The 22464-nt window shown below is 41.3% G+C and carries 13 protein-coding genes; 4 read left to right on the plus strand and 9 right to left on the minus strand.

Translation table 11 applies throughout. The features are described from left to right. Positions 1 to 20 precede the first annotated feature (20 nt). Together MIC7126_RS0116030 and MIC7126_RS0116035 are read left to right on the plus strand one after the other, a co-directional pair. Complete coding sequence (locus MIC7126_RS0116030) at positions 21 to 4913, plus strand: hybrid sensor histidine kinase/response regulator (RefSeq protein WP_017654177.1); 4893 nt, start codon at positions 21 to 23, stop codon at positions 4911 to 4913. 64 nt (positions 4914 to 4977) lie between these two features. Beyond that, positions 4978 to 5754 (plus strand): ABC transporter ATP-binding protein, encoded by a 777-nt coding sequence (locus tag MIC7126_RS0116035; RefSeq protein ID WP_017654178.1) that lies wholly within the window; start codon positions 4978 to 4980, stop codon positions 5752 to 5754. 14 nt (positions 5755 to 5768) lie between these two features. Here MIC7126_RS0116035 and MIC7126_RS0116040 read toward each other — a convergent pair whose 3' ends face one another. The 9 genes from MIC7126_RS0116040 to MIC7126_RS0116080 form a co-directional block, all read right to left on the minus strand. Beyond that, positions 5769 to 6548 (minus strand): thioesterase II family protein, encoded by a 780-nt coding sequence (locus MIC7126_RS0116040; RefSeq protein ID WP_017654179.1) that lies wholly within the window; start codon positions 6546 to 6548, stop codon positions 5769 to 5771. Between the two features lie 33 nt (positions 6549 to 6581). Further along, positions 6582 to 7274, minus strand: coding sequence for a DevA family ABC transporter ATP-binding protein (locus MIC7126_RS0116045; RefSeq protein ID WP_017654180.1), 693 nt, complete (start codon positions 7272 to 7274; stop codon positions 6582 to 6584). Positions 7275 to 7380: 106 nt separating this feature from the next. Next, positions 7381 to 8538, minus strand: coding sequence for an ABC transporter permease DevC (devC, locus tag MIC7126_RS0116050; protein WP_017654181.1), 1158 nt, complete (start codon positions 8536 to 8538; stop codon positions 7381 to 7383). A gap of 21 nt (positions 8539 to 8559) precedes the next feature. Continuing rightward, entirely contained in the window at positions 8560 to 9780 is a 1221-nt protein-coding gene (locus MIC7126_RS0116055) for an ABC exporter membrane fusion protein (protein WP_017654182.1), read from the minus strand. Positions 9781 to 9933: 153 nt separating this feature from the next. Continuing rightward, positions 9934 to 14700, minus strand: a complete 4767-nt coding sequence (locus MIC7126_RS0116060) for a type I polyketide synthase (RefSeq protein WP_017654183.1) — start codon at positions 14698 to 14700, stop codon at positions 9934 to 9936. Between the two features lie 25 nt (positions 14701 to 14725). Continuing rightward, positions 14726 to 15232, minus strand: coding sequence for a hypothetical protein (locus MIC7126_RS0116065; RefSeq protein ID WP_017654184.1), 507 nt, complete (start codon positions 15230 to 15232; stop codon positions 14726 to 14728). Positions 15233 to 15543: 311 nt separating this feature from the next. After that, positions 15544 to 16977 carry a serine/threonine protein kinase gene (locus MIC7126_RS0116070; protein WP_017654185.1) on the minus strand — a complete coding sequence of 478 codons (1434 nt, stop codon included), beginning with the start codon at positions 16975 to 16977 and terminating at the stop codon, positions 15544 to 15546. Positions 16978 to 17072: 95 nt separating this feature from the next. Next, on the minus strand, positions 17073 to 17444 hold the full coding sequence (locus MIC7126_RS0116075) for a cupin domain-containing protein (RefSeq protein WP_017654186.1): 372 nt from the start codon (positions 17442 to 17444) through the stop codon (positions 17073 to 17075). 127 nt (positions 17445 to 17571) lie between these two features. Then, positions 17572 to 19704 (minus strand): caspase family protein, encoded by a 2133-nt coding sequence (locus MIC7126_RS0116080; RefSeq protein ID WP_017654187.1) that lies wholly within the window; start codon positions 19702 to 19704, stop codon positions 17572 to 17574. Between the two features lie 216 nt (positions 19705 to 19920). Here MIC7126_RS0116080 and MIC7126_RS0116085 point away from each other — a divergent pair, with 216 nt between their 5' ends. Both MIC7126_RS0116085 and MIC7126_RS0116090 read left to right on the plus strand, forming a co-directional pair. After that, on the plus strand, positions 19921 to 21114 hold the full coding sequence (locus tag MIC7126_RS0116085; RefSeq protein ID WP_017654188.1) for a sigma-70 family RNA polymerase sigma factor: 1194 nt from the start codon (positions 19921 to 19923) through the stop codon (positions 21112 to 21114). Positions 21115 to 21163: 49 nt separating this feature from the next. Further along, on the plus strand, positions 21164 to 22351 hold the full coding sequence (locus MIC7126_RS0116090) for a DUF1822 family protein (RefSeq protein ID WP_017654189.1): 1188 nt from the start codon (positions 21164 to 21166) through the stop codon (positions 22349 to 22351). Positions 22352 to 22464 lie beyond the last annotated feature (113 nt).

The raw sequence follows: 22464 nt of genomic DNA on the forward strand, positions 1-22464 counted from the left end.
ACCCTGGATAAAAAAAAACTATGTTGCCGGAACAACAACAGCGCATTTTAGGTTACTTTATTGAAGAAGCCAGAGATCACCTGAACACAATTGAGCAGGGATTACTAAATCTTGAAAGTACCCTGAACGACCCAGAAATGATTAACGAAGTCTTCCGGGCGGCTCACTCTATTAAAGGAGGAGCGGCGATGCTAGGTTTAAGTAGCATCCAGCATACGTCTCACCGTTTGGAAGATTGTTTTAAAGTTCTCAAAGAAAATCCAATTCAGGTTGACCAGAAGTTAGAATCGCTGTTTCTCGGTGTCTCTGATACCCTGAAAGCGCTGTTGGAGAATCTCAGCGGGCCCTTTGGTTTGTCAGCAGAGACAGCTAATACTTTGATGTCAGAAACTGAACCAGTTTTTACATGGTTGAATGAGCATTTAGAACTGTTGGTAGAACAAGGAAACTCAGAAGTAGCTTGTAATATTCCAGCGATAGAAAATCACAATACACTGACAGAACTTTTCTTGCAAAGAGATTTCTCAGAAGTGGAAGATGCAGCCAAAAAAGCTGCTGGTGAAATTTCTTCGGCACAAGTTTTCCAACATAAGGAAATAAAAGTAAATTGGGATGAATTTCAAATCCAAGTGTTACAAATCCTGCGGGAAATGTTGCAACAGTTTAAACAAAACACTACACCTGTAAATCGGCAAAATCTCCAAGAATGTTGTGGACAGTTAGTTAAACTGGGAGAAGCTTTAAGTTTGCCTAATTGGTGTAGTTTATGCCAAGCCACAGCAAATGCGATCGCTAATCCCCAAAATACCTATCTCACTTTAGCTAAAATCGTTATTACAGAAATCAAACAAGCTCAAGAATTAGTCCTACAAGACAAGGATCATGAGATCACAATTAGTCAGCAATTAGAAACGCTGTTTGTTGTTCCCGAAGACGATTTGTTGGTGGATAATCAAGATACCATCACTAGCTTATCTGACTTATCACAACAACTGCACTCAGATGCAGAAGCACCTTTGTTGCTCGATTCTTTGTCTAGTGATCTCAATCATCCGCCCTCCCACAAAAAAGCCGAGACTAAAGGGCCAGAGGTGGGAATAACTGAGTTAAATACCCTTGCTGATTTGTTCGAGGGTGAGACTCCAGAACTAGATGAAACTTGGCAACAAGAAGAGATATTAGATATTAGTAATCTACATAATTTGTCTTCCAATTCTCGTGACAGTGATGCTGAAAATGCTGACAGTGATTTAGCTGATTTTCTTTCACTTGACGAAGATGCAAATAGTCGTGAAGCAGAAAATAGCTCCCCAGCAGCAGACTTAAACTTACTATTTAGTGATAATTTTTTAGAAAAGGGAAAACCAGAAAATTTAGCAACATCATCTGCTGCTAGTTTTGATTTGAGTAATATTTCCAAAAGTGACGAAATTTTTAGAGAATTTTCCCAGGATTCCCATGATACTTGGCATCCACCTGTGGAGATATCTGCATCAGATGTGGTAGAAAATTTATTAGGGTTGGAACTAGATGAATCTCAACCGATATCACCAGATGTGGTAGAAGATTTACTAGGGTTGGAACTAGATGAGCCTCAAATATTGCCTACAAAAGAAATAACTCAAATACCAACTGATGATGATCCTAGTGTAGAACTATCTGTAAATCAACCCAACAGTTTTGATGAATTGTTTTTAGAAATTGAAAAGGTTGATATTCCCAAAAAAAATAAGGTCAGTTTAGATTTTTCTGAACAAGAAAACTTATCTCTAGATAATTTATTTAGTGAATTAGCAGCAGATACATTATTATCTATCAGTGAATCGGAATTAGGAAATTTATTTGATATTCAACCGCCCGAAACAACAGATAATCTTGATGTTGCTGATGAACAGAGCCAGTTTTGGCGTGAGGAAGTTGTTGTAGAGACGCAACAGGCGATCGTTGACCAGGATATAGCTAAAGAATTAGAAGAAAGTCTATTTACGGCTGCAGCTGATAATGATTTTTTTGGTGATAGTCAAGAATCTACATTATCTCTAGATGCAAGTTTTGAATTAGAAGATTTTGATTTGCAAATCTCACAAGGAGATGTGGCGTCACTATTGGACGATGAGGATGATTTATTTGCAGATTTAACACCAAGAAATACTACACTTTCTCCTGTTGTCAGTAATGATGAAGTCCCGTTAACTGCAGGAAGGTTGCTACAATCGGGAAATTCTTCTACAAAACAAACTCCTGAAAATTTAGATTTCCTTCCTGAATTTACTAACCAAGATACAGAAAATGATGTCAATCAGGACAGTGAAGATATCATTGTTGATGATGGAACTTATATCCAATTGGATATCAATAATGATTTGATAACTCTGGAAATACCAAATAATCCAGAATTTTCTATCTCGGAAATAGACACTGTTATTGCTGAAGAATTGGATTTAATTGATAATTTATTGGTCGAGGAAAGTACAGATATCAATTCAGAAATCCTCAATCATCAAGAATTTTCGGATTCAGAACTAGACTCGGTTGTTGATAATATTGATGAAATTGATGGTTTGTTGATGGAGACAACTGAACCAAAAAATGAAACAGAAAATGCTGTAATTTTTGGAGAAATGGCTCCGGAAAATCATCCCGATTTTCTGAGTGAATTCGCTGATTTGGAAGCGCTATTAGCAAAAGAACCACAGCCAAAACCAAAAGAAACCACTATCCAAGCAGAGGATTTCGCCGCTTTAGAAGCGCTGCTGGGTGGAGAGAATGAGCAAGAAATACCAGCGGCGCCTGTGTACTCACCACAATTTCCACCACCTGCTAATCAGGGTAAGGTGAGCAGAGTTGTGACCTCGCTGGATATCGATGATGAATTTAGTGATTTGGAGAAACTGCTAGCGGAAGCAGATCAAACAATATCTCACTCATCAACAGTAAAATCAAACACTAATAAAATACCACGCCCTTCTAATCGCCGGGCGGGAAGATTTGAAGAGACGATGAAAGTACCAGTCAAGCAACTGGACGATATGAGCAATTTGGTGGGGGAGTTGGTCGTAAACCGCAATACCTTAGAGCAAGATCATGAACGTCTGCGACAGTCGCTAGATAATTTGCTGATTCAGGTGCAACAACTTTCTGATGTGGGCGCGAGGATGCAAGAATTATATGAGCGATCGCTATTGGAAGCCTCTTTATTAGCTAGCCGCAAAAATCGAGATATCGCCGTTTCTCCCTCAGACTTGAATACAGACCGGGGTTTCAGCGAATTAGAAATGGATCGCTTCACTCCTTTCCATACCTTGTCTCAAGAAATGATTGAAATGATTGTGCGCGTGAGGGAGTCAGCTAGTGACATTGATTTTGTCACCGAAGAAACCGAACGAGTAGCGCGTCAGTTTCGACAAGTGACTACCCAATTACAAGAAGGTTTGACGCGAGCGAGAATGGTGCCATTTTCCCAAGCTATTGATCGCTTGCGGCGGGGAGTACGGGATAATGCCATTAAGTGCGGTAAACAAGTAGAGTTAGTGGTTGAAGGTGAGAATACTTTGATTGACAAGATGATTTTAGATCATCTCACAGACCCCCTCACCCACATGCTCAATAATGCGATCGCTCATGGAATTGAAACACCAGAAATCCGCCAAAGTGGGGGTAAACCACCTGTGGGAGAAATCACTATCCGCGCTTTCCATCAAGGAAACCAAACGGTGATTTCTGTGGGTGATGATGGTGCGGGTATTGATCCTGCTAAGGTCAAAGCTAAGGCTCTAAAATTGGGGATGATTAGTGCAGATACAGCCAAAACCATGACCCATGCGGAAGTCTACGATTTGCTGTTCCAATCTGGTTTTAGCATCAAAGACGAAGCAGATGAAATTTCTGGTCGCGGTGTGGGAATGGATGTGGTTCGTTCGGAAATTAGTGAAATTCGCGGGACTGTAAATACTGATTCTGCGGTTGGTAGAGGTACTACCTTTACCATTCGCTTACCACTAACCTTGAGTATTTGTAAAGCCCTTTGCTGCGTTTCCGATAAAGCCCGCATTGCTTTCCCGATGGACGGTGTGGAAGATACCTTGGATATACCACTGAAAAATATCCAGCAGACTGCTGATGGACAATCATTTATTTATTGGCGAGATACAACCCTACCATTCCGACCACTGAAGGAAATTTTAGCTTTTAATCGTCACATCAGTCGCGGTAATGTTTACGGTGGTAACAGAGATGATGATATGGTGTCTGTGGTGGTGGTGCGATCGGCTAGTAACCTGATTGCTTTGCAAATTGACTTGGTATTGAGTGAACAAGAAATAGTGATTAAGCAATTTGAAGGGCCGGCACCTAAACCCATCGGCGTCGCTGGTGCTACAGTCTTAGGTGATGGTCGGATTATGCCTATCGCTGATGTTTTGGAAATTATGGACATCTTCCTTGGAAGGATGTCTAGACAAAATAACAACTCTTGGCAACAAAAAAATACCCTCACAGAAAATCCGACTGTTAAAATTGACCCCACAGTCCTAATTGTGGATGACTCGATTACTGTCCGCGAATTACTCTCCTTGACTTTTAACAAAGCAGGTTATCGTGTTGAACAAGCCCGCGATGGTCAGGAAGCTTGGGACAAACTCCGCTCTGGTTTGCCTTGTGATATCGTATTTTGTGATATAGAAATGCCGCGTTGTGATGGACTAGAATTGCTCTCTCGCATCCAGAAAGACGTTAATCTCAACCATTTACCCATCGCCATGCTCACTTCACGAGGTGCGGATAAACACAGACAAATGGCTATCCAACTGGGTGCTAGTGGCTACTTTACTAAACCGTACTTAGAAGAAGCGTTATTGGAAGCAGCGGTGAGAATGCTCAAAGGAGAGAAACTACTCAGCAGTACTGGTGGTTAGACCTCTGTTTCCCTAATGGTATCCTGAAAGAAATTGAGGCTCTGACTAATTTTAAATTGTGAATATGCCATTAGAATTGCAAAATCTGACTGGTGGTTATACTGCAGTACCAATTGTGGAAAATGTTAACTTGACTCTCTCAACGGGAGAATGGTTAAGTTTAGTTGGTGCTAATGGTTCTGGTAAGTCTACGTTACTTAAATTGCTCAGTCGCATTCTGGCGCCGCAACAGGGAATAGTATTACTTGATGGTAAGGAAATTCATTCGCAACCACCGCATGTAGTTGCTCAAAAATTGGCTTTGTTACCGCAACAACAAACGGTGCCTGTGGGCTTAACTGTGCGACAATTAGTAAGTCTAGGACGGACACCACATCAACCTTGGTGGCAATGGGAATTAAAGGCTGAAGATTGGCAAAAAGTAGAATCAGCAATTCAAAAAACACAACTAGAAAAATTTAGCGATCGCTTAGTTGAACAACTTTCTGGTGGTGAACGTCAACGGGCTTTTTTAGCTTTAGCTTTAGCGCAGGAACCAAAGGTGTTACTGTTAGATGAACCCACAACTTATTTAGATATTAATTACCAATTACAGCTTTTAGAATTACTTAGAAATTTGAATCAACAGCAGAAATTAACAATTGTCACGGTGTTACATGAATTAAATTTAGCAGCACGGTATAGTTCTCGAATTGCTTTATTAAAACAAGGTCATCTTTGGGAAGTTGGGACACCTGCAACAGTTCTCACCCCCCAGGCGATCGCTCAAGTTTTTGGTGTAGAATCTGTGATTATTAATACACCTGTGGGGTTACAAGTTTGTGCTATTTCTGCTGTCTAAGTTGATGATAAAAATCATTTTAGTGTAGAAACGCAAAATTGTCTCTCTGTACATTTTTGTTCAATAATTGATGATATCTTATCATATTCATGCTTAATAAAGAAATGTTCACCAGGAAACATATACATTGAGAAATTACTGTTAGTATGAACACGCCAAGCAGCTATATCATCACTTGTAACACCTGCATCTTCTAATCCCCCAAAAGCTAAAATTGGGCAATCAATCGGTATATCATCGGTGTAGATATAGCTGTCATTAATAGTAAAATCGGCGCGTAAAATTGGCAGAAATAGCGATAGTAGTTCTTTATTTTGTAAAACTGCTTCTGGTGTACCGTTATAACGGCGTAATTCTTCAATAAAAAGACTATCTGGTAAGTGATGAATTGGAGAACGGCGTCTCATAATTTGCGGCGCGCGACGACCAGAAACAAACAAATGCTGGGGAGATTTATGATATTTTCGACGCAGTAAGCGCGCAACTTCAAAGCTAATTAAAGCACCCATACTATGTCCGAAAAAAATAAATGGGGTGTCAAGATAGGGAAGCAGCGCTGTTGCTAAAGTTTCTACCAAAGGGGGAAGTTCAGTTAATAAGGGTTCTCCTAACCTAGTTTCCCGTCCAGGAAGTTGAATTGCACAAACTTCGATATCTGATGCTAGTTTATTTTGCCAATTATAAAATATAGAAGCTCCCGCACCCGCGTAAGGAAAGCAAAACATTCTTAATCTAGCTTGGGAATTTGGTTGAAAGCGAGTAATCCAATTTGTGGAAGCAAGTGTGGTGTACATAGGTTTTTGAAAATGTTGATCTTTAATTATAAATTAGTTATTGCGGACGTCATTCTTTAAATAACCATCTTCCATATGAATGATGCGGTCAGCCATATCAAGGATGCGGTTATCGTGGGTGATTAACAGGATGGAGCAGCCTTGATTTTTTGCACAATCTTTTAACGTTTCTACGATTGTGTGAGTACTTTTTTTATCTAAGGATGCGGTGGGTTCATCAGCAAGAATTAATTGTGGTTGCGTTACTAAAGCTCTTGCAAATGCTACACGTTGTTTTTGTCCTTCAGAAAGTTGTTCTGGATAGTAATTAATGCGGTGATTTAATCCTACTAATTCCAACATAGCTTCTGCTCGGCGACACATTTCTTTGCGAGTCATTTTTCGGGTTAATTCCATTGTCATTTGCACGTTTTGGCTAGCAGTGAGAAAGGGAACTAAATTGTGTTTTTGAAAAACATATCCAATCTGACGCCGGAGTTGTAATAACTTTTGGCTGCTGGCTCGATATACTTCTCTACCTAAAACTTTGACGCTACCTTCTTGGACAGTTCGTAAGCCAGCCATGAGGCTTAATAAGGTTGTTTTACCTGAGCCAGAGGGGCCGGTTAAGATAACAATTTCGGCAGAATTAATTGATAAGCTGACATCAAATAATACCTGTTTTTTTAAGGAGCCTTTACCAAAGTAGTGGTTGAGATGTTGGACGGAAATGATTGAGTCTGACATAGTTTTTAGAGATGATTTGTGTGGTAGGTTTTTTCAACGCAGAGGTACGCGGAGGTACATTTTTATAGAGAATTGGTGTGAGAGGTGAGAAGAGTGATGAGATGCTTTATCCAAAGAGTTCAGCGGGGTCAGCGGAGCGGAGTTTATTCATTGCTAACATTCCGGCGATGGAGCACATGACTATTGTGAGTAACATGACCATTACGCCTCTAGTGATGGTCATAATCATGGGGAGTCTGGTTGCTTCTTGGACAAAGTTATAGAGATACATACACAATGCGAATCCTGGGATGTATCCAATTAAGGACATTAAAACTGCTTGTTGTAAAACCAATTTAATTAAATAGGAATTCGCATAGCCGATGGCTTTAAATGTGGCGTAGATAAAGATGCTATCGGAGATTTGTGTGTAGAGGATTTGATAAACAATAATTCCCCCAAATACACAACCGATGACTGTCCCCATGTTGAATATAAAGCCGATTGGTGTTGATTCTGCTAAGGCGTCTTTTTCTAGTTTGATGAAGTTGGCTAAGGTAATTAATTTGACTTCTTGGGGTAAGGTTTTTGTTAGTTGTGCAATCATTTTTTCGGGGTCAACTCCTGGTTGCAGTTGAATTACTCCCATTTGCACTTTTTCTAAGGGGTGATTTAATATTTCTGAGAAGTTTAAATCGCTGGTAATAATCACTCCGTCGGCTGTCATGACTCCACCGCCTAAGGAAAATAATCCTTTGACTTTTGTTTGGCGGTTAGAGATTTCTGTTGTTACTTCTCCATGCTTTTCTAAACCTGCAACAATGGGTCCGAATTCTGGTCGAGAAAGTCTATCAAATAAAACTGTGTTTGCGGCTTTAATTATTTCTGTTTGTTGATTAACTTCGGCGATGTTAAAGACTGGTTTGTCTGGTGTAAATCCGGCGATCGCTATTGGTCGGCTGACGAATGTTTCGGGGTTTTTGAAGTTAGTAACTGAAAAATAGAAGGGGTTAATTGATGCAATTCCATCTACAGCAGAAATGTTTTGTAAATACCGTCTGGGAAAGACTTTCATGTCGAAAAAGCGTGTGGTGTCTTGATGCAGTAATACTAAGTCGGCTTGTAATTGTTTGTGAAATACGACTGCATCTTCAAAAAGTCCGTCTCGGAATCCTAGCTGAATAAACATCAGCATGACGGCGAAGGTGACACCTGTGATTGTTACTAATAAACGAGATTTGCGGTGGGTTAGTTGCAGCCAAGCAACGGGGGTTGTAGCGCTCATGATTGAATAATTTATATGGATTTATGTAGGGGAATTAGTTTGAACTTTGACGTCAACTTGCAAGTTAATAAAGTTAGCAGCGGCTTTGGCATCGCTGGGATTTAAGCGGATTTTTACTTCAGCAACTCTGGAATCTATATTAATGGCTGGGTCGTTATTGACAACGTTGCGTTTACCGATTTGTACGCCTACTCTTTCGACTGTACCGGTTAAGTTCTGAGGTAAGGCGATGCTAGAGATGGAGGCTTTTTGACCGACTTTAATTTTGCTGAGGTCGGTTTCATAAATTTCGGCGACGACTTGCATCTGTTGGGTCTGGGCTAACTCAACTATGCCTTTTTCGCTGATAGTTTCACCGGGTAAGGTGTTGATTTTTAATATTTTCCCATTGATAGGCGATCGCACATAGGCTAAATTTAAGTTTGCTTTGGCTTCTTGAACTGCTGCTTTTGCTGTTTCTAATTGGCTTTGAGCAACTTGTACATCTACAGGACGCACTTCTTTTAATTTTTCTAAGCTAGCTTTGGCTTCTTGAATTTGATTAGGAAAGGATGATAAGGTCTGGTTGAGGGCGCTTTTTGCTTCCTTGAGTTGAGCTTGTAAGATTTCTACTGCCAAAAGTTTTGTATCTCTAGTCACCGCAGATATTGCACCCTCTTTATACAGCGATTGAAAGCGCCCATATTCTGTCTCGGCGTTTCGCAGTTGCGCTTCTAATCCGGCAATTTTGGCTTTTTGAATATTAATATCTCCTTGAAACTGGGCTTGTAAGTCGGCGATGCGTGCTTGTTGGGCGGCGATTTCTCCTAGTTTTGTGGTTCCGGCTTGGGCTTGAGCGATTTGCGCTTGAGCAACTCGCACGTTTGTTTGGGCTTTTGCTAAGGTTGATTGCAGTTGCTGGACGTTATCTAGGACGGCGATGATTTGGCTGCGACGAACGGTGTCGCCTTCTTTGACTAAAACTTGGTCTAATCTGGCGGTTTGTAAGGCGGATGGGCCGGAGAGGTTGATGATTTTATCTTTGGTTTGGATGCGTCCTAGGGCGGCGATGGTGGGGTTGACGGGTTTTTTAGCTGGAATTGTGGGGGTGATGTGATTTGGTTTGGATGGTTGGAAGTTGGCGTTTTGGGCGAAGATGTAAGCTGGGACGCCGAGGGCTGCTAGTCCTAGGGGGGCGATTAAGGCTAGTGTCCATTTTTTGGATTTTGGCGCGAGGTTGATGGGGAGACGAAAGATGTCCATTGGGGTTGACCTTTTTGATTGGGGTGTTTCAGAGGCTTTTTTTTGATAGGGGATGGGGTGATGAGTTTATGCATTTGTTGGCGTTGCTGATAAATATGGATTTGTCTCACGCATAGACGCGGAGCGTCTATGCGTGAGATAAGAAATTTACTTTCAGGTATGAGTGGATGAACGTTTACTACGCAACATTTCTAATTGTTGGGACATTAGCTGTAGTTGTTGTTTGATGGTGTTTTCGGCTAATGTTTTGGCTGGTGTTGGGTTGTCAACGGGATTTGGGGTTTGTATCCAGTAGGATTTTCTTTGGAAGGGGTAGGTGGGAAGTGGTATTGGGTGATGGGGATAGTCGCTGGCAAATTCTGTCCAGTTGATGTCTACTCCTTGCAGATATAATGCTGATAAGCTTTCTAGTATTGTTTGCCAGTCGTTTTGTCTGGCGGTTAATGAGGGTAGCCAGGTTGCGGTTTCGGTTTGCTGAGAGCGTTTACCTAGGCTGGTAAGTACTGGTTTGGCGCCGATTTCTAGGAATAGTTCGTATCCTGCGGTGAGTAGGGTGTTTAACCCTGGCATGAATTTTACAGCTTCGCGGGTGTGGTGGCGCCAATATTTGGCGTCGGGTATTTGTCCTGGGGTGAGGAATTCGCCGGTGAGGTTGGAAATGAGGGGGATTTTGGGGGCTTGGAATTTGATTTGGCTGGTGGTTTGCTCGAATGCATCGAGCATTTCATCCATCAGGGGCGAGTGGAAGGCGTGAGATACGTTTAAGGAGCGAGTTTCAATTCCTTGGGCTGTGAGTTTGGCGATCGCTGCTTCAATTTTGGCGATCGCTCCGGAAATGGTAATATTATCGGGGGCGTTAATCGCTGAGATGGTTACTTCTGGGCTATATTCGGCTATTGCTGTTTGTACTTGAGCTGCGTCGGCGAATACTACTGCCATTGTACCTTTGGTTGTGATGCTCTGCATTAAGCGCGATCGCTCGGCGACTAGTTTGAGTCCTGTTTCTAAGTCGAATACTCCCGCGACGCAAGCGGCGACATATTCACCGAAGCTATGACCGATGACGGCTGCGGGTTCTACTCCCCAAGATTTCCACAACTGCGCTAGGGCGTATTCTACCGCAAAGATGGCTGGTTGGGCATAAGCGGTTTCGTCGATGTTGCTATTCTCGGTTTCGGGATAGAGAATTGATAGCAGTGGTTTGTCTAAATATGACTGTAAAATGCGATCGCATTCATCGATGACAGTGCGGAAGGTCGGCTGGGTTTGGTAAAGTTGGCGTCCCATGTTGACGTATTGGGAACCTTGACCTGTGAAGAGGAAGGCGATTTTTGGTTGTTTTTGATGGTCAACTTTACCGCTGGTTAATTGGGATGTTCTTTTACCTGCGGCGTGTGCACCCAACACTGTTTGTAATTGTATCGGAGATTGAGCGATCGCTACTAGGCGATGAGCAAAATGCGATCGTCCAGTGTTGGCTGTGGAACAAATATCGGCTAAGGATGCATCAGGATTCTCACCCAAATACTTCTCATAATTCAATGCTAATTCCCGCAATGCGTTTTCATTCTTAGCGGAGAGTGTCAACAAATGCAGTGGTCTAACGTTAGCATCTTGATTTTGAATTTTTACGGGTGCTTCCTCTACAATTACATGAGCATTCGTCCCACCAAAACCAAAGGAAGAGACACCAGCCAAACGCCGCTTGTTACCGCGATTCCAAGTTACGGGTGTAGTGGTGATAGATAACGGCGTTCCCTCAAAAGAAATATGGGGGTTAACTTGTTTCAGATGCAGATGCTGTGGAATTTCTTCGTGATGTAGCGACAGCACAGTTTTAATTAAACCAGCAATACCCGCTGCTGCTTCCAAATGTCCAATATTGGTTTTGACGGAACCGATAACGCAAGCATCCTCAACTGAACGTCCTTGCATTAAAACGGCTTTCAAGGAATTAATCTCGATGGGGTCGCCTAAAAATGTCCCGGTTCCATGCGCTTCAATGTAACCGATTTCATGGGGTGACACACCAGCATTTCGCATCGCTTGACGAATTACTGCTTGTTGCGCTTGTCCGTTGGGGGCTGTGAGTCCGTTGCTGCGTCCGTCTTGGTTGACTGCGGAACCTTTAATTACTGCTAAAATATTGTCACCATCACGTTCTGCGTCACTTAGGCGCTTGAGAACCACGACGCCGCAACCTTCTCCCCGCACATAACCGTCAGCATCGGCGTCAAAGGTTTTGCAACGTCCATCGCTAGCCATCATCCCAGCCTGAGAAAATGTAATTGTTAGTTGTGGAGTGAGGATTAAATTGACACCAGCAGCTAGGGCGAGGTTACATTCTCCTTGGCGCAAACTTTGACAAGCTTGGTGAAGGGCGACTAAGGATGAAGAACAAGCTGTATCTACTGCCAAACTTGGGCCGTGGAAATCTAAGAAATAAGATATGCGGTTAGCAGCGATGCTAAAGGCGTTCCCGGTTCCTGTATATGCATCTAATTTTGATTGCAAGTGGGCGTAATCAAAGTTACTAATTCCTACGAAAACTCCCGTATTGCTTCCTGCTAGTTTATCTGGTGCTTGACCGGCATTTTCTAAAGCTTCCCAGCTAACCTCTAATAATAGTCGCTGTTGGGGGTCGAGGGATTCTGCCTCTCGTGGGGAAATTCCAAAAAATGGCGCGTCGAATTGGTCAACTTGTGGGAGGAAACCACCCCAACGTGTATTCATTTTCCCTGGTGTGCGCTTGGGGTCATAGAATTGATTTGCGTCCCAGCGTTGCTGAGGAACTTCGCTAATTGCATCGATACCTTTGCGGAGTAATTCCCAGAAGGCGTTGGGGTTATCAGCACCAGGGTAGCGACAGCCAAGACCAACGATCGCTATTGCATGATCTTCTTTTTGCTGCTGTGGTACAATTTGTTGTTGTGGCGCTTCGTTGCCTAAATATTTTGCTAAAGCGGCAATGGAAGGGTAATCGTATAACAGTGTTGTTGGCAATTCTCGCCCTAACCATTCCTGCAATTCTCCCGAAATTCTGACTGCGGCTAAGGAACCGAGTCCGTATTGCGCAAGTGGTTCGGAAATATTGATGGTTTGGGGAGAAATTTGCAGTTGTTCACTAACTTTTTTAATTAACCAATTAGCGATCGCTTGTGTGTTGACTGTCTCAGTTTGCTTTTGCTCTACCTCTACTGCAACCTGATTTTGAGCATCAACACTCCACTGTCCCACCACATCTAGAGTACCAGCTTTTAGCTCATCTCTGGTAGTACTGCGTCTGACTTTCCCAGAAGAAGTTTTGGGTAAACTATTGGTTTTGATTAAAACAATGGTGTGGGTTGGTAAATCGTGGTGTTCAGCAACAGCTTTGCGAATTGCACCTATTACCTCATCGGCGTTGAGTTTACGTAGATAGCTACGTTCCACTTCTTGGACAATTACCAATTTTTCCGTATCATCAATTTGTGTCGCAAAAGCCGCACCACCAGCCGGACGTAGCGCCGGGTGACAATTTTCTACAGTAAATTCAATATCTTGGGGATAGTGGTTGCGACCCATGATAATAATCAAATCTTTGAGGCGCCCGGTGATAAATAATTCGCCATCCTGCAAACAGCCTAAATCCCCAGTTCGCAAAAACGGCCCTGTGTGATTATCTGCAAGGTAAGCATTAAAAGTATTTTGTGTTTGTTCTGGACGATTCCAATAACCTTGAGCGACGCTAGACCCTGATACCCAAAATTCCCCCACTTCGCCATCTGCACAAGGTGTCAAGGATTCGGGGTTGACAATTAACACCGTTTGGTCTGGGCTACTTTTTCCACAACCAGCGATCGCTTTTCCATTATCTTTAGTAGTATCTACTACCCGATTTTGTCCTAAAGCTGTGGTATCTACGTAACGCACAATGGGCGCTACAGATTTTAAACCTCCAGTAACAATTAAAGTTGTTTCTGCCATCCCATAGCAAGGATAAAAAGCTTCCCGACGGAAACCGCAAGGAGCAAAAGTCTCAGCAAAATTGTCTAAAGTTTGAGCGCGTATCGGTTCCGCACCCGTGAACGCCACTTCCCAACTACTCAAATCCAGAGTTGCAAGTTGTTCTGGGGTAATTTGGCGACAAGCGAGGTCATAAGCAAAATCAGGGCCGCCGCTGGTGGTAGCTTTGTAATGAGAAATCGCCTGTAACCAGCGGAAAGGTTTTTGCAGAAACGCTGCAGGTGACATCAGCGTTACCGGGAAGCCACCATACATCGGTTGTAAAACGCCGCCAATTAATCCCATGTCGTGGTACGGTGGGAGCCAAATTACGCCTTGGCTTTGGGGTGTGTGTTCGTAAAAGTTGTAGATGAGTTGGGAGTTATGTAATAAATTACCGTGAGTAATCATCACACCTTTAGGCGTTCCTGTGGAACCGGAGGTGTATTGCAGAAAAGCTAAGGTATCGTTTTTGATATGAGGACAATGCCAAGTTTCAGCAATATCACTAGGGATATCATCAGTGGTAATCCAAGGTATCGCGCCCAAGGTCGCATTTTCACCCAATTGTGTAGATGTAGTTAATGCTACAACTGCTTCTGCATCAGCAACAATCGCTTGTAACCGCGAGATTTTTTGATTGCGTCGGGGTGGATAAGCGGGAACAGCGACAAAACCAGCGTATAGACAGCCGAAAAAAGCGGCGATAAATTCAATTCCTGGGGGATAGAGTAACAGAGCACGCGAACCGGGTACACCGTGTTGCAGAAGTTGCATGGCGAGCGATCGCGCTTTTTGATCCAATTCTTGGTAAGTTATACTAACGCTCTCCGTTTCGCCATCAACTAGAAAAGTGTAAGCTATATGGTTTGGTTGATGCTGCGCTCTATAAGTTAAAAGTTCTACTAAAGTTGAGAATTGCATATTAGTATTCATGAGTTTTTCCTGATTAATAGATGAATTAAGAAACTTTGAATTGTGTTTGTTGAGCAAATTTTTGGACATTTTCTAACAAAGCATTGACGTCTGTTTGTAGTTGCTGTAAATCTTGTTGTGGGTTAATTGTCCAAGTGTGTAAAGCATCTAAGTTAGTTTTTAAAAAATAATCCTGACAAGCATTACGGTCAATTTTTCCCTGAGCATCTTTTGGTAAACTATTTGCTTTTAGTAAAGCTACGCTATAAATCTGTAATTTATGTTCCTCTAAAGCAGCAGCGCGGATAGCTTTAATAACTTCATCTTTGTTGAGAATTCGGGAGTAGGTTCTCTTCACTTCTTGCAACACTACTAACCTTTCTTGATAATTAACTTCTAGAGAAAATACCACCCCAGCATTTGGTCTTAAACACGGATGGCTTTGCTGTAGAGATTTTTCAATAGCTTGAGGATAATAGTTGTTACCTTGAATTTTAATAATGTCAATGTTTTGTACTTCTTGCCGATTATTCAGCATTAATAAGTTGTTCATTTTTTTGTTCCGTTATCAGTTATTCATGTATTTTTGAGGCTTTGTTCAGTAGCTAATGTATAGTACGGGTCAGCTTTATTGATTTATGCATTCTGTCGGTAAATATGCAAAATAACTGTGATTAAATCGGTTCCGCGTATCTTGTAGTGACTTCCATTTAAATACAATAGACGCTTTGTATAAATATTCTTTTATCTCACGCAAAGACGCAGAGAAAGAGGCGCAGATAGTAAGAGAAGAGAAGGAATAATCAAAATATCTGTTCCCTAACTCCTACTCCCTAGCCCCTTTTTTCAAAGCAGGTCTAATTATCAACTTTCTTGTAAAAGATGCAATTTTGATTCAATGATATGGTGTATTCCTTCTTGAAATTGCTGCGCCATCGATTTGTCGGGAATTTCTGCTGCTAAAATTTCGATGAGTTGCTGGGATGAACAGTTGGGGAAAATTGCCAATGCTTCATTAATGAGAAAGTTAGATATCGGCCCAATAAAATTAGTAAATTCTTTTTTAATAATTTCTAAAATTTGTAGATTATTGGTAGCTACAGCAGTTTGTAAAAACTCTTGCGTATCGATTTTTATATTTCTATTGGTTGTTACTGGTTTAGAGTTTTTTTTACTAAAAATATCGTTGATTTTTGTGGCTATGGCTGGAAATTTTATCGACCCATGAGAGCTAGACTCGGAAACAGTCAAGGATTGCTGTTGTATATATGTCGATAAATCTAAATGTAGATAAATAGTTTTGGGTAAATTATGATAATCGTGATAGTTCCTGAGTTTTTGTTCTAGGTCTTGCAAAATCAATAAATCTGCTAATGCTTGTTGAGTTTCTTGTTGAATTTTGCGAATTTTTAGAATTTCTAATGGGGATGTAATTTTGAAATTTAAACGCGGTATCACAGATGAATCGTTTTGCAGCTTATTCAAAGCTAAGATAATTTCTGCCGCTGATTGGTAGCGGGCGAGCGCTTTTTCAGCGAGCATTTTATCGAGAATTTTGGTAAAAGCATCGCCGATGTTAACATGAGTAGACCATTGCCAATTGAGCGATTCATCTAATAAATACTGGGGCATTTTTCCAGTTAACATCACCACCGCACAAACACCAAGCGCATAAATATCGCTAGAAGGATAAGCGTAACCTAACCTTAATTGTTCTGGTGGAGAATAGCCAAATTTTCCTACTACTGAACTGCGAATTGAATGATAAAAACCGCTAGCTGCAATTTGTGTGAAGTTTTCTTTTACTGCACCAAAATCAATCAGGACAGGCTGCGATTGATTGTGTGGTAGCATGATGTTTTCTAGGGAAATATCTCGATGAATAATTTGGCGATCGTGGAGATATTGTAAAACTGGTAATATATCGAGTAGCCATGTTCTCACTTCTATTTCCGAAAAAGGCTGGCGTTCTGATAAAATATCTGCATAAGTCTTGCCGTCGATATATTCCTGAACAATAAAAATCCGCTGATTATCTGTAAACCAAGCTAAAAATTTGGGAATCTGCGGATGTTGAATTTGATATAAAACTTTGGCTTCTCGTGTAAATAAATCTTTTGATTTACCGAGATTTTCTTCTTTTGATACCGTTGGGAAAAATTCTTTTAACACACAAGGTTCATCGAAGCGCTGACTATCAAATGCAAGGTAAGTCCGCCCAAATCCTCCCTTACCCAGTGTTTTCTGAATCTGATAGCGGCTATTGACTACGGTTCCTGGCTCAATTTCGGGAATCATTGCTTCTACATTATTAACTAAGAATAAGCACTATTTTTTGTTTAATAGTGTTCATCTTGAGAAATTATGCAGAAGCTAAGTCATTTCTGGTGAAATTATGGAGATGCGGGGACAACGTTTAGAGTTGGAGCAGAATAGATTGAAACAAACACCGCATCTTCCAATCCTTCATTAATTGCACCATGAACTTGCGATGGTTCGGCGATATCAACCTGGCCCGCAGAGATAATTTTCTTGTGTCCATCGCCAAGATAGTAGGTCAATTCTCCTCTCACCATAATCCAGGTATCTTGTCCATCGGGGTGAGTGTGTGCGGGTACTTGTTGTCCGGGACGTACACCCCAAACAGCAATGCTGGAATATTTGGTGATGGCTATTTCTGTCACAATTGCTTTTTCTGGGGAAAAACGCACTAACTTTTCTACGTCAAATGTGCGTTGGGAAGAAGAGGATAAAATATCGGTCATTGTCATCTCCATCTAAGTTTTGGGCGTTGTGCGGAAATTTAAGCACGACATTTAAACAATTATCTGATAAAAAACTCCATCCACAAAGAAATTGGGCATTGACTTGACAAATAACCTCTCATCGCTATTACTTACCAATCATTCGGTGTTGAAATTCTCTGGCTTGTTGCGGACAGGGAATTTGCGCTATCAATTTATTCACTAGTTCCCTGGAGGAAATTTGGGGATAAGATTGCAATATTCCTTGTAAGATAAACCTAGCTATCGGTCCGATTAAATCAACTAATTCTTGCTCACATTTATTGATAAAGTCAGCGTCAATAATTTGAGAAATTGGTAAATTTCTTACAGAAACAATTGTCTGTTTTTCTAAAATAATTAATGCTTGCTGCCGAAATCTATCTTGTTCTTCTGGTGATAAATAGCTAGCTAATTTTTCTACTAATTCTTTAGAGTTATTAACTGGTAAATTTTTTTTAAAGATAGCTGGTGTAATCAATCCTATGTATTGCTTTAACAACTGTTCCAATTCAGTGTGTTGTTCTGCACTGATGACAAAATGTTTTACACCAGAACGAGAAGGTAAGCTGGTAAATTGTGTATCATCAAACTGTGCAGTTTCTGAAATTTCCTGTAATGATGACTGCTGTAAATTGTGAAAAACTTTGCTGATATTCCCCGGTAAAATATCTACAATTACTTCTGTTTCTGATACCCAAACCGGGAGTTTAACATTTTTATTCACTAACCGTTTTTGTAATTCTTCAATCCATTTAGAAACAGACAAACCAGTTTGTGGGTTTGCACTCACGAGGGTTTCTAGCAGCACTTGAGAAAATAATTCTGGTGCTTTGGCTGGGGAAGCGCAACCGATGATGCATTGTCCCTTTCCTGTACTGCATTGTAAATCTTCTATCCAGCTTTCTAAGGAAGTAGCTTCTGGACAATCAAGAATAATTATTTGTTGAGTTTTTGCAGCGCGTCTGAGTTCTTGTCTTAACCAAGAACGACTCAGCCGCACTCCATTTTTTAAAATTAACCAAGCTTCACCATCAGCAATTTCTTCGATGTGTCCGCGTAAATATAATAAGGATGTTGGTGTCGGTTTAACGCCTTTCAAGTTGCTAGAATATTGGCTGATAGATTCATGCTCGCTATGCAAAAATTCTTGGATTTTTACCTTGATATTCAACCAAGATTGGTTTGGTTGAGGAAATAAATCTACTTGGAAATTACCAGCACCTGCAAATAACCGATTTAAGTCACGGGTAGTTTTATTTTGGGAGAGTGCATCGATAATCAGCGCTCGTCGCTGGTGAGAAAATGCGGATGTTTCGTTTTTAAAACCCACAATTAATTCTCCAACTCCTTCGACAATTCTTTTTGGGGTTTGGAGGGGATATTCTGGATGCAGTTTATTGTCGCCTCGTTCTAATTTCTGTTGATTAATCAGTCGCAATTTATGGTTTAATTTATCAATATACTGGACTGTTTGCCGATAAACATATTTATATAATCCATCGGCTTCTATAACGCCATGAGCATCAGCCGCTTCACCTAAAATTCCCCGCGTTAAGTAGTAGGTGAATACGCCATGTCCCAATTCGGGAAACTCCCAAGATTGTTGTCCTTGGTCACAAGATAATAAAGCACAAAATCCTTTGCTTTGAGCAGCGCGTTTTCGCAGAATATTTGTCATCTGAGTTGTGGGATTGAGTAATGTCTCAGCCATGCTTCCATCTCTGGCTTTACCTCTGTTTATCCCTAACAAATTCATATCACCGCTATGACAGGTATCTAAACAAATTAGTTGTTGGTTTGTTCGGCTGGTTCCTAAAATTTGCAAGATTTCTTGGAGAGAGAATCCTGTATTTAACAAGTTGTCGTTTTCGGTGTCTGCTAAACACAATACAACTTGCTGAGTTTGGGTTTCTAATATGCCATGACCAGAAAAATATAACAAGATGGAGTCAGTGGGTTGAGTTTGGGAAACTATTCGCTGTAAACTCCTACGCACTGTTGTTAAAGTTGGTGTTTGTGAAGCTAAATCGTGATGTATAATTACTTCTTTATGGGGAAATCCTTGTGTAGCTTTGGCTAAGGCTGCACCTAGGGCTTGGCAATCGACAGCCGGATAGCGTAAATTAGGTAGACTCCCATCTTGATATTCGTTAACACCTACTAATAAAATCCAGAGTTTCCCCTCTTTTGTGGTGAGGATATTATTTGAGTTACTAGAGTTAATACCTAATGGACACATGTTAATTACTTCCTATCAATTCAGGTAATCTACAACTATTCAAATTAGCTGATTTATATCTTGAGCTTAATTTGTCTGGTGAAGAAGAAATGTGTTCGCTCCTGTTAAAACTTCAGGATTAATTACAAGTTTTACGCCGATTTTACAAAAGTTAATAATTAAATAAAATAAGCAAACTGATGCGAATATGATTATTGCTGTTGAGTTGGGGAATCCATGCGTTCACGTCAAGAGATTACTGAGCTATTTACCACTTTCTTACAGTTTGAGGCTGATAGAGCGGCTGGTTGGTCGGTTGATGCTAAACTGAGACGAAATCTTACCAGTTACCAGACAAACCTTTCACAACCGGAGAATTCCGCAAATTTTTGGGTGTATTATCTGTATAAGCTGTGGCAAGAGCAACCGCAAGGATTGGTAAAATGGCATTTTTCGGCTTATTTGCAAGAGGTGTGTTATTGGACGGTTTACAAAATTGTAGTGAATCTGTCTTCCACTCACAATAGTGTGTCTGATTGTTTTCAAATGGCGATCGCTCGTGTTGATAAAGTATTAAAAGGCTACAAACCTGATATACGTTTTCATCTGCACAATTATGCAACGGCGATTTTTGGTAGCGAACTCAAAGAGATGCTGCGATCGCAAAATGAAATCGATATCTGCACTAATTGGCGATTATTGCGGAAAATCACCCAAAAGCGGTTGGTGGAGTCTTTACAAAATTTAGGGTTGGGTACGGAAATTATTCAACGCTACGTGTTATGTTGGAAGTGTTATCAGGCTTTGTATGCTCCCAAGCAACCATCAGGATCGCGGAAATTGCCCCAGCCAGACGAAGCCACATGGACAGCGATCGCTCAACTTTATAACTCTCAACGCTACACTCAATTTGCCCAACCAGGCCCAGAAGCCAACCCAGAAATTATGGAAAAATGGTTGGTTGGTTGTGCAAAAGCAGTGCGTGATTATTTGTACCCCAATATGTCTTCCTTAAATGCAGCGGTGGGGAATGATGAGTCTGGGGAATTTCAGGACATCTTACCACAACTCAAGCAAGATTCTCTGATGACAGAAATCGTTGCTCATGAAGAATTGCAAGAAAGACAGTCACAGCAATTGCAAATTAGTAGCGTCTTAGTCGCAGCGATACAAGAACTAGATGCACAAGGGCAGGAAATTCTGCAACTTTACTACAACCAGAATCTCACCCAACAACAGATAGCGCAACAATTGGGTATTAAGCAGTATACCATTTCTCGCCGGCTGACCAAAGCCAAAGACTCATTATTGCTCAAGCTAGCAAATTGGAGTCAACAGTCCCTGCATACTTCCCTAAACTCGCTGGTACTGAACTATATCAGCACTATTTTAGAGGAATGGTTAAAAACTTACTATAACCGAACAATTTAGTCAAGCGATGTAAATTGTCATTGATTTTCCCCACCCTCCGTTAACTCTTATGATAAATTTAGGTACATTCACTTTAAACAACCCTACACACTTGTGGTTAGAAATTTCCGAAACCGCACAGACAAGAATTTGGCAGCAAAGCCAAGCTTTTTCCTCAGATAATCGACGGTGGGTTGCGTATCTCAACCGTTTGAGTTTGGATACTTTCCTTCCTTGGCTACAAGCAGAACATGTGATTGATGCGACTCCTTTCCCTAATTTGGCATCATTGCCCAGCGTCTGGGAAGTTGTCAATGGCGTCGGAATTTCTTTGGGAAACAAACGACTGGTCTTGATTCCCAGTGAAGCAGCGGATTTAGGAGAACTGCGGGTTCCTCAAGAATGGGTGGATATTCCCAGTTGGGTAGCAGATTATTATTTAGCAGTCCAAGTTAATTTAGAAGAAGGTTGTATCCGGGTTTGGGGATATACAACTCATGCTTTACTCAAGAGTATGGGTAGTTATGACCAAAGCGATCGCGCTTATTGTTTAGATGGAGAAGACTTAATTTCCCACCTGAATATATTATGGATGGCGAGTCAAATTTGTCCAGAGGAAGCTACCCAAGCTGGAGAAACCCCACCTTTACCACAACTACAACTGACCGAAGCACAAAACTTATTGCAGCGCTTAGGTAATCCCAAGGTTATCTTAGCACGTTTTGCAGTACCATTTCCCACTTGGGGAGCACTCTTAGAACATGGCGGATGGCGACAAAGATTGTATGAACAACGTCAAGGACAACCACAAAAATGGTCAATGAATCAGTGGTTGCAAAATGGTGTCTCTGATTTCGCCCAGACATTCGGTTGGGGAAGAATTGAATTACAAGCAAATTTTGCAGGTGCGAGAGGCTTCCGCGATGCAGAGTCTACATATGCATTACCTACTTTAGTTAGAAGATTAACTATAGCCGGTCAAGAGTATGAATTGCAAGTCAAGCCTCAAGGTAATTTGCAAGAAAGAGTGTGGCGATTTGAATTGCGACACGTATCAGGAAGCGCAGTTATTCCCGTGGGGACAAAGCTGACATTGTTAACCGAAGACCTACAGCCTTTTGATGGAAATCAAGTCCAAGCCACTACAGTTGTAGACAAACTATATATTGAAGTAGCGCTGGGGGATGAAGAAGAAGGTCTGGTGTGGGAGATTGAACCGACTCCCCAGGATTTTCAACGGGAAATTTTGTTTTTATAGGAATAGTAGGGAACGCGGGTACGGCTATATATTCAGTCTGTGTTGTGAAACAAACAACTTGGGTTGTGAATGCATAAACTAATTTCAGCTATCCCTATAGAAGTTTAGACGGG

This window comes from Fortiea contorta PCC 7126 (genome assembly GCF_000332295.1).
Lineage (GTDB): Bacteria > Cyanobacteriota > Cyanobacteriia > Cyanobacteriales > Nostocaceae > Fortiea > Fortiea contorta.

What these genes read in the sequence shown, in the direction of transcription:
- MIC7126_RS0116030 (WP_017654177.1), top strand. Translation starts at nt 21, where the DNA reads ATGTTGCCGGAACAACAACAGCGCATTTTAGGTTACTTTATTGAAGAA.
- MIC7126_RS0116035 (WP_017654178.1), top strand. Translation starts at nt 4,978, where the DNA reads ATGCCATTAGAATTGCAAAATCTGACTGGTGGTTATACTGCAGTACCA.
- MIC7126_RS0116040 (WP_017654179.1), bottom strand. Translation starts at nt 6,548, where the DNA reads ATGTACACCACACTTGCTTCCACAAATTGGATTACTCGCTTTCAACCA.
- MIC7126_RS0116045 (WP_017654180.1), bottom strand. Translation starts at nt 7,274, where the DNA reads ATGTCAGACTCAATCATTTCCGTCCAACATCTCAACCACTACTTTGGT.
- devC (WP_017654181.1), bottom strand. Translation starts at nt 8,538, where the DNA reads ATGAGCGCTACAACCCCCGTTGCTTGGCTGCAACTAACCCACCGCAAA.
- MIC7126_RS0116055 (WP_017654182.1), bottom strand. Translation starts at nt 9,780, where the DNA reads ATGGACATCTTTCGTCTCCCCATCAACCTCGCGCCAAAATCCAAAAAA.
- MIC7126_RS0116060 (WP_017654183.1), bottom strand. Translation starts at nt 14,700, where the DNA reads ATGAATACTAATATGCAATTCTCAACTTTAGTAGAACTTTTAACTTAT.
- MIC7126_RS0116065 (WP_017654184.1), bottom strand. Translation starts at nt 15,232, where the DNA reads ATGAACAACTTATTAATGCTGAATAATCGGCAAGAAGTACAAAACATT.
- MIC7126_RS0116070 (WP_017654185.1), bottom strand. Translation starts at nt 16,977, where the DNA reads ATGATTCCCGAAATTGAGCCAGGAACCGTAGTCAATAGCCGCTATCAG.
- MIC7126_RS0116075 (WP_017654186.1), bottom strand. Translation starts at nt 17,444, where the DNA reads ATGACCGATATTTTATCCTCTTCTTCCCAACGCACATTTGACGTAGAA.
- MIC7126_RS0116080 (WP_017654187.1), bottom strand. Translation starts at nt 19,704, where the DNA reads ATGTGTCCATTAGGTATTAACTCTAGTAACTCAAATAATATCCTCACC.
- MIC7126_RS0116085 (WP_017654188.1), top strand. Translation starts at nt 19,921, where the DNA reads ATGCGTTCACGTCAAGAGATTACTGAGCTATTTACCACTTTCTTACAG.
- MIC7126_RS0116090 (WP_017654189.1), top strand. Translation starts at nt 21,164, where the DNA reads ATGATAAATTTAGGTACATTCACTTTAAACAACCCTACACACTTGTGG.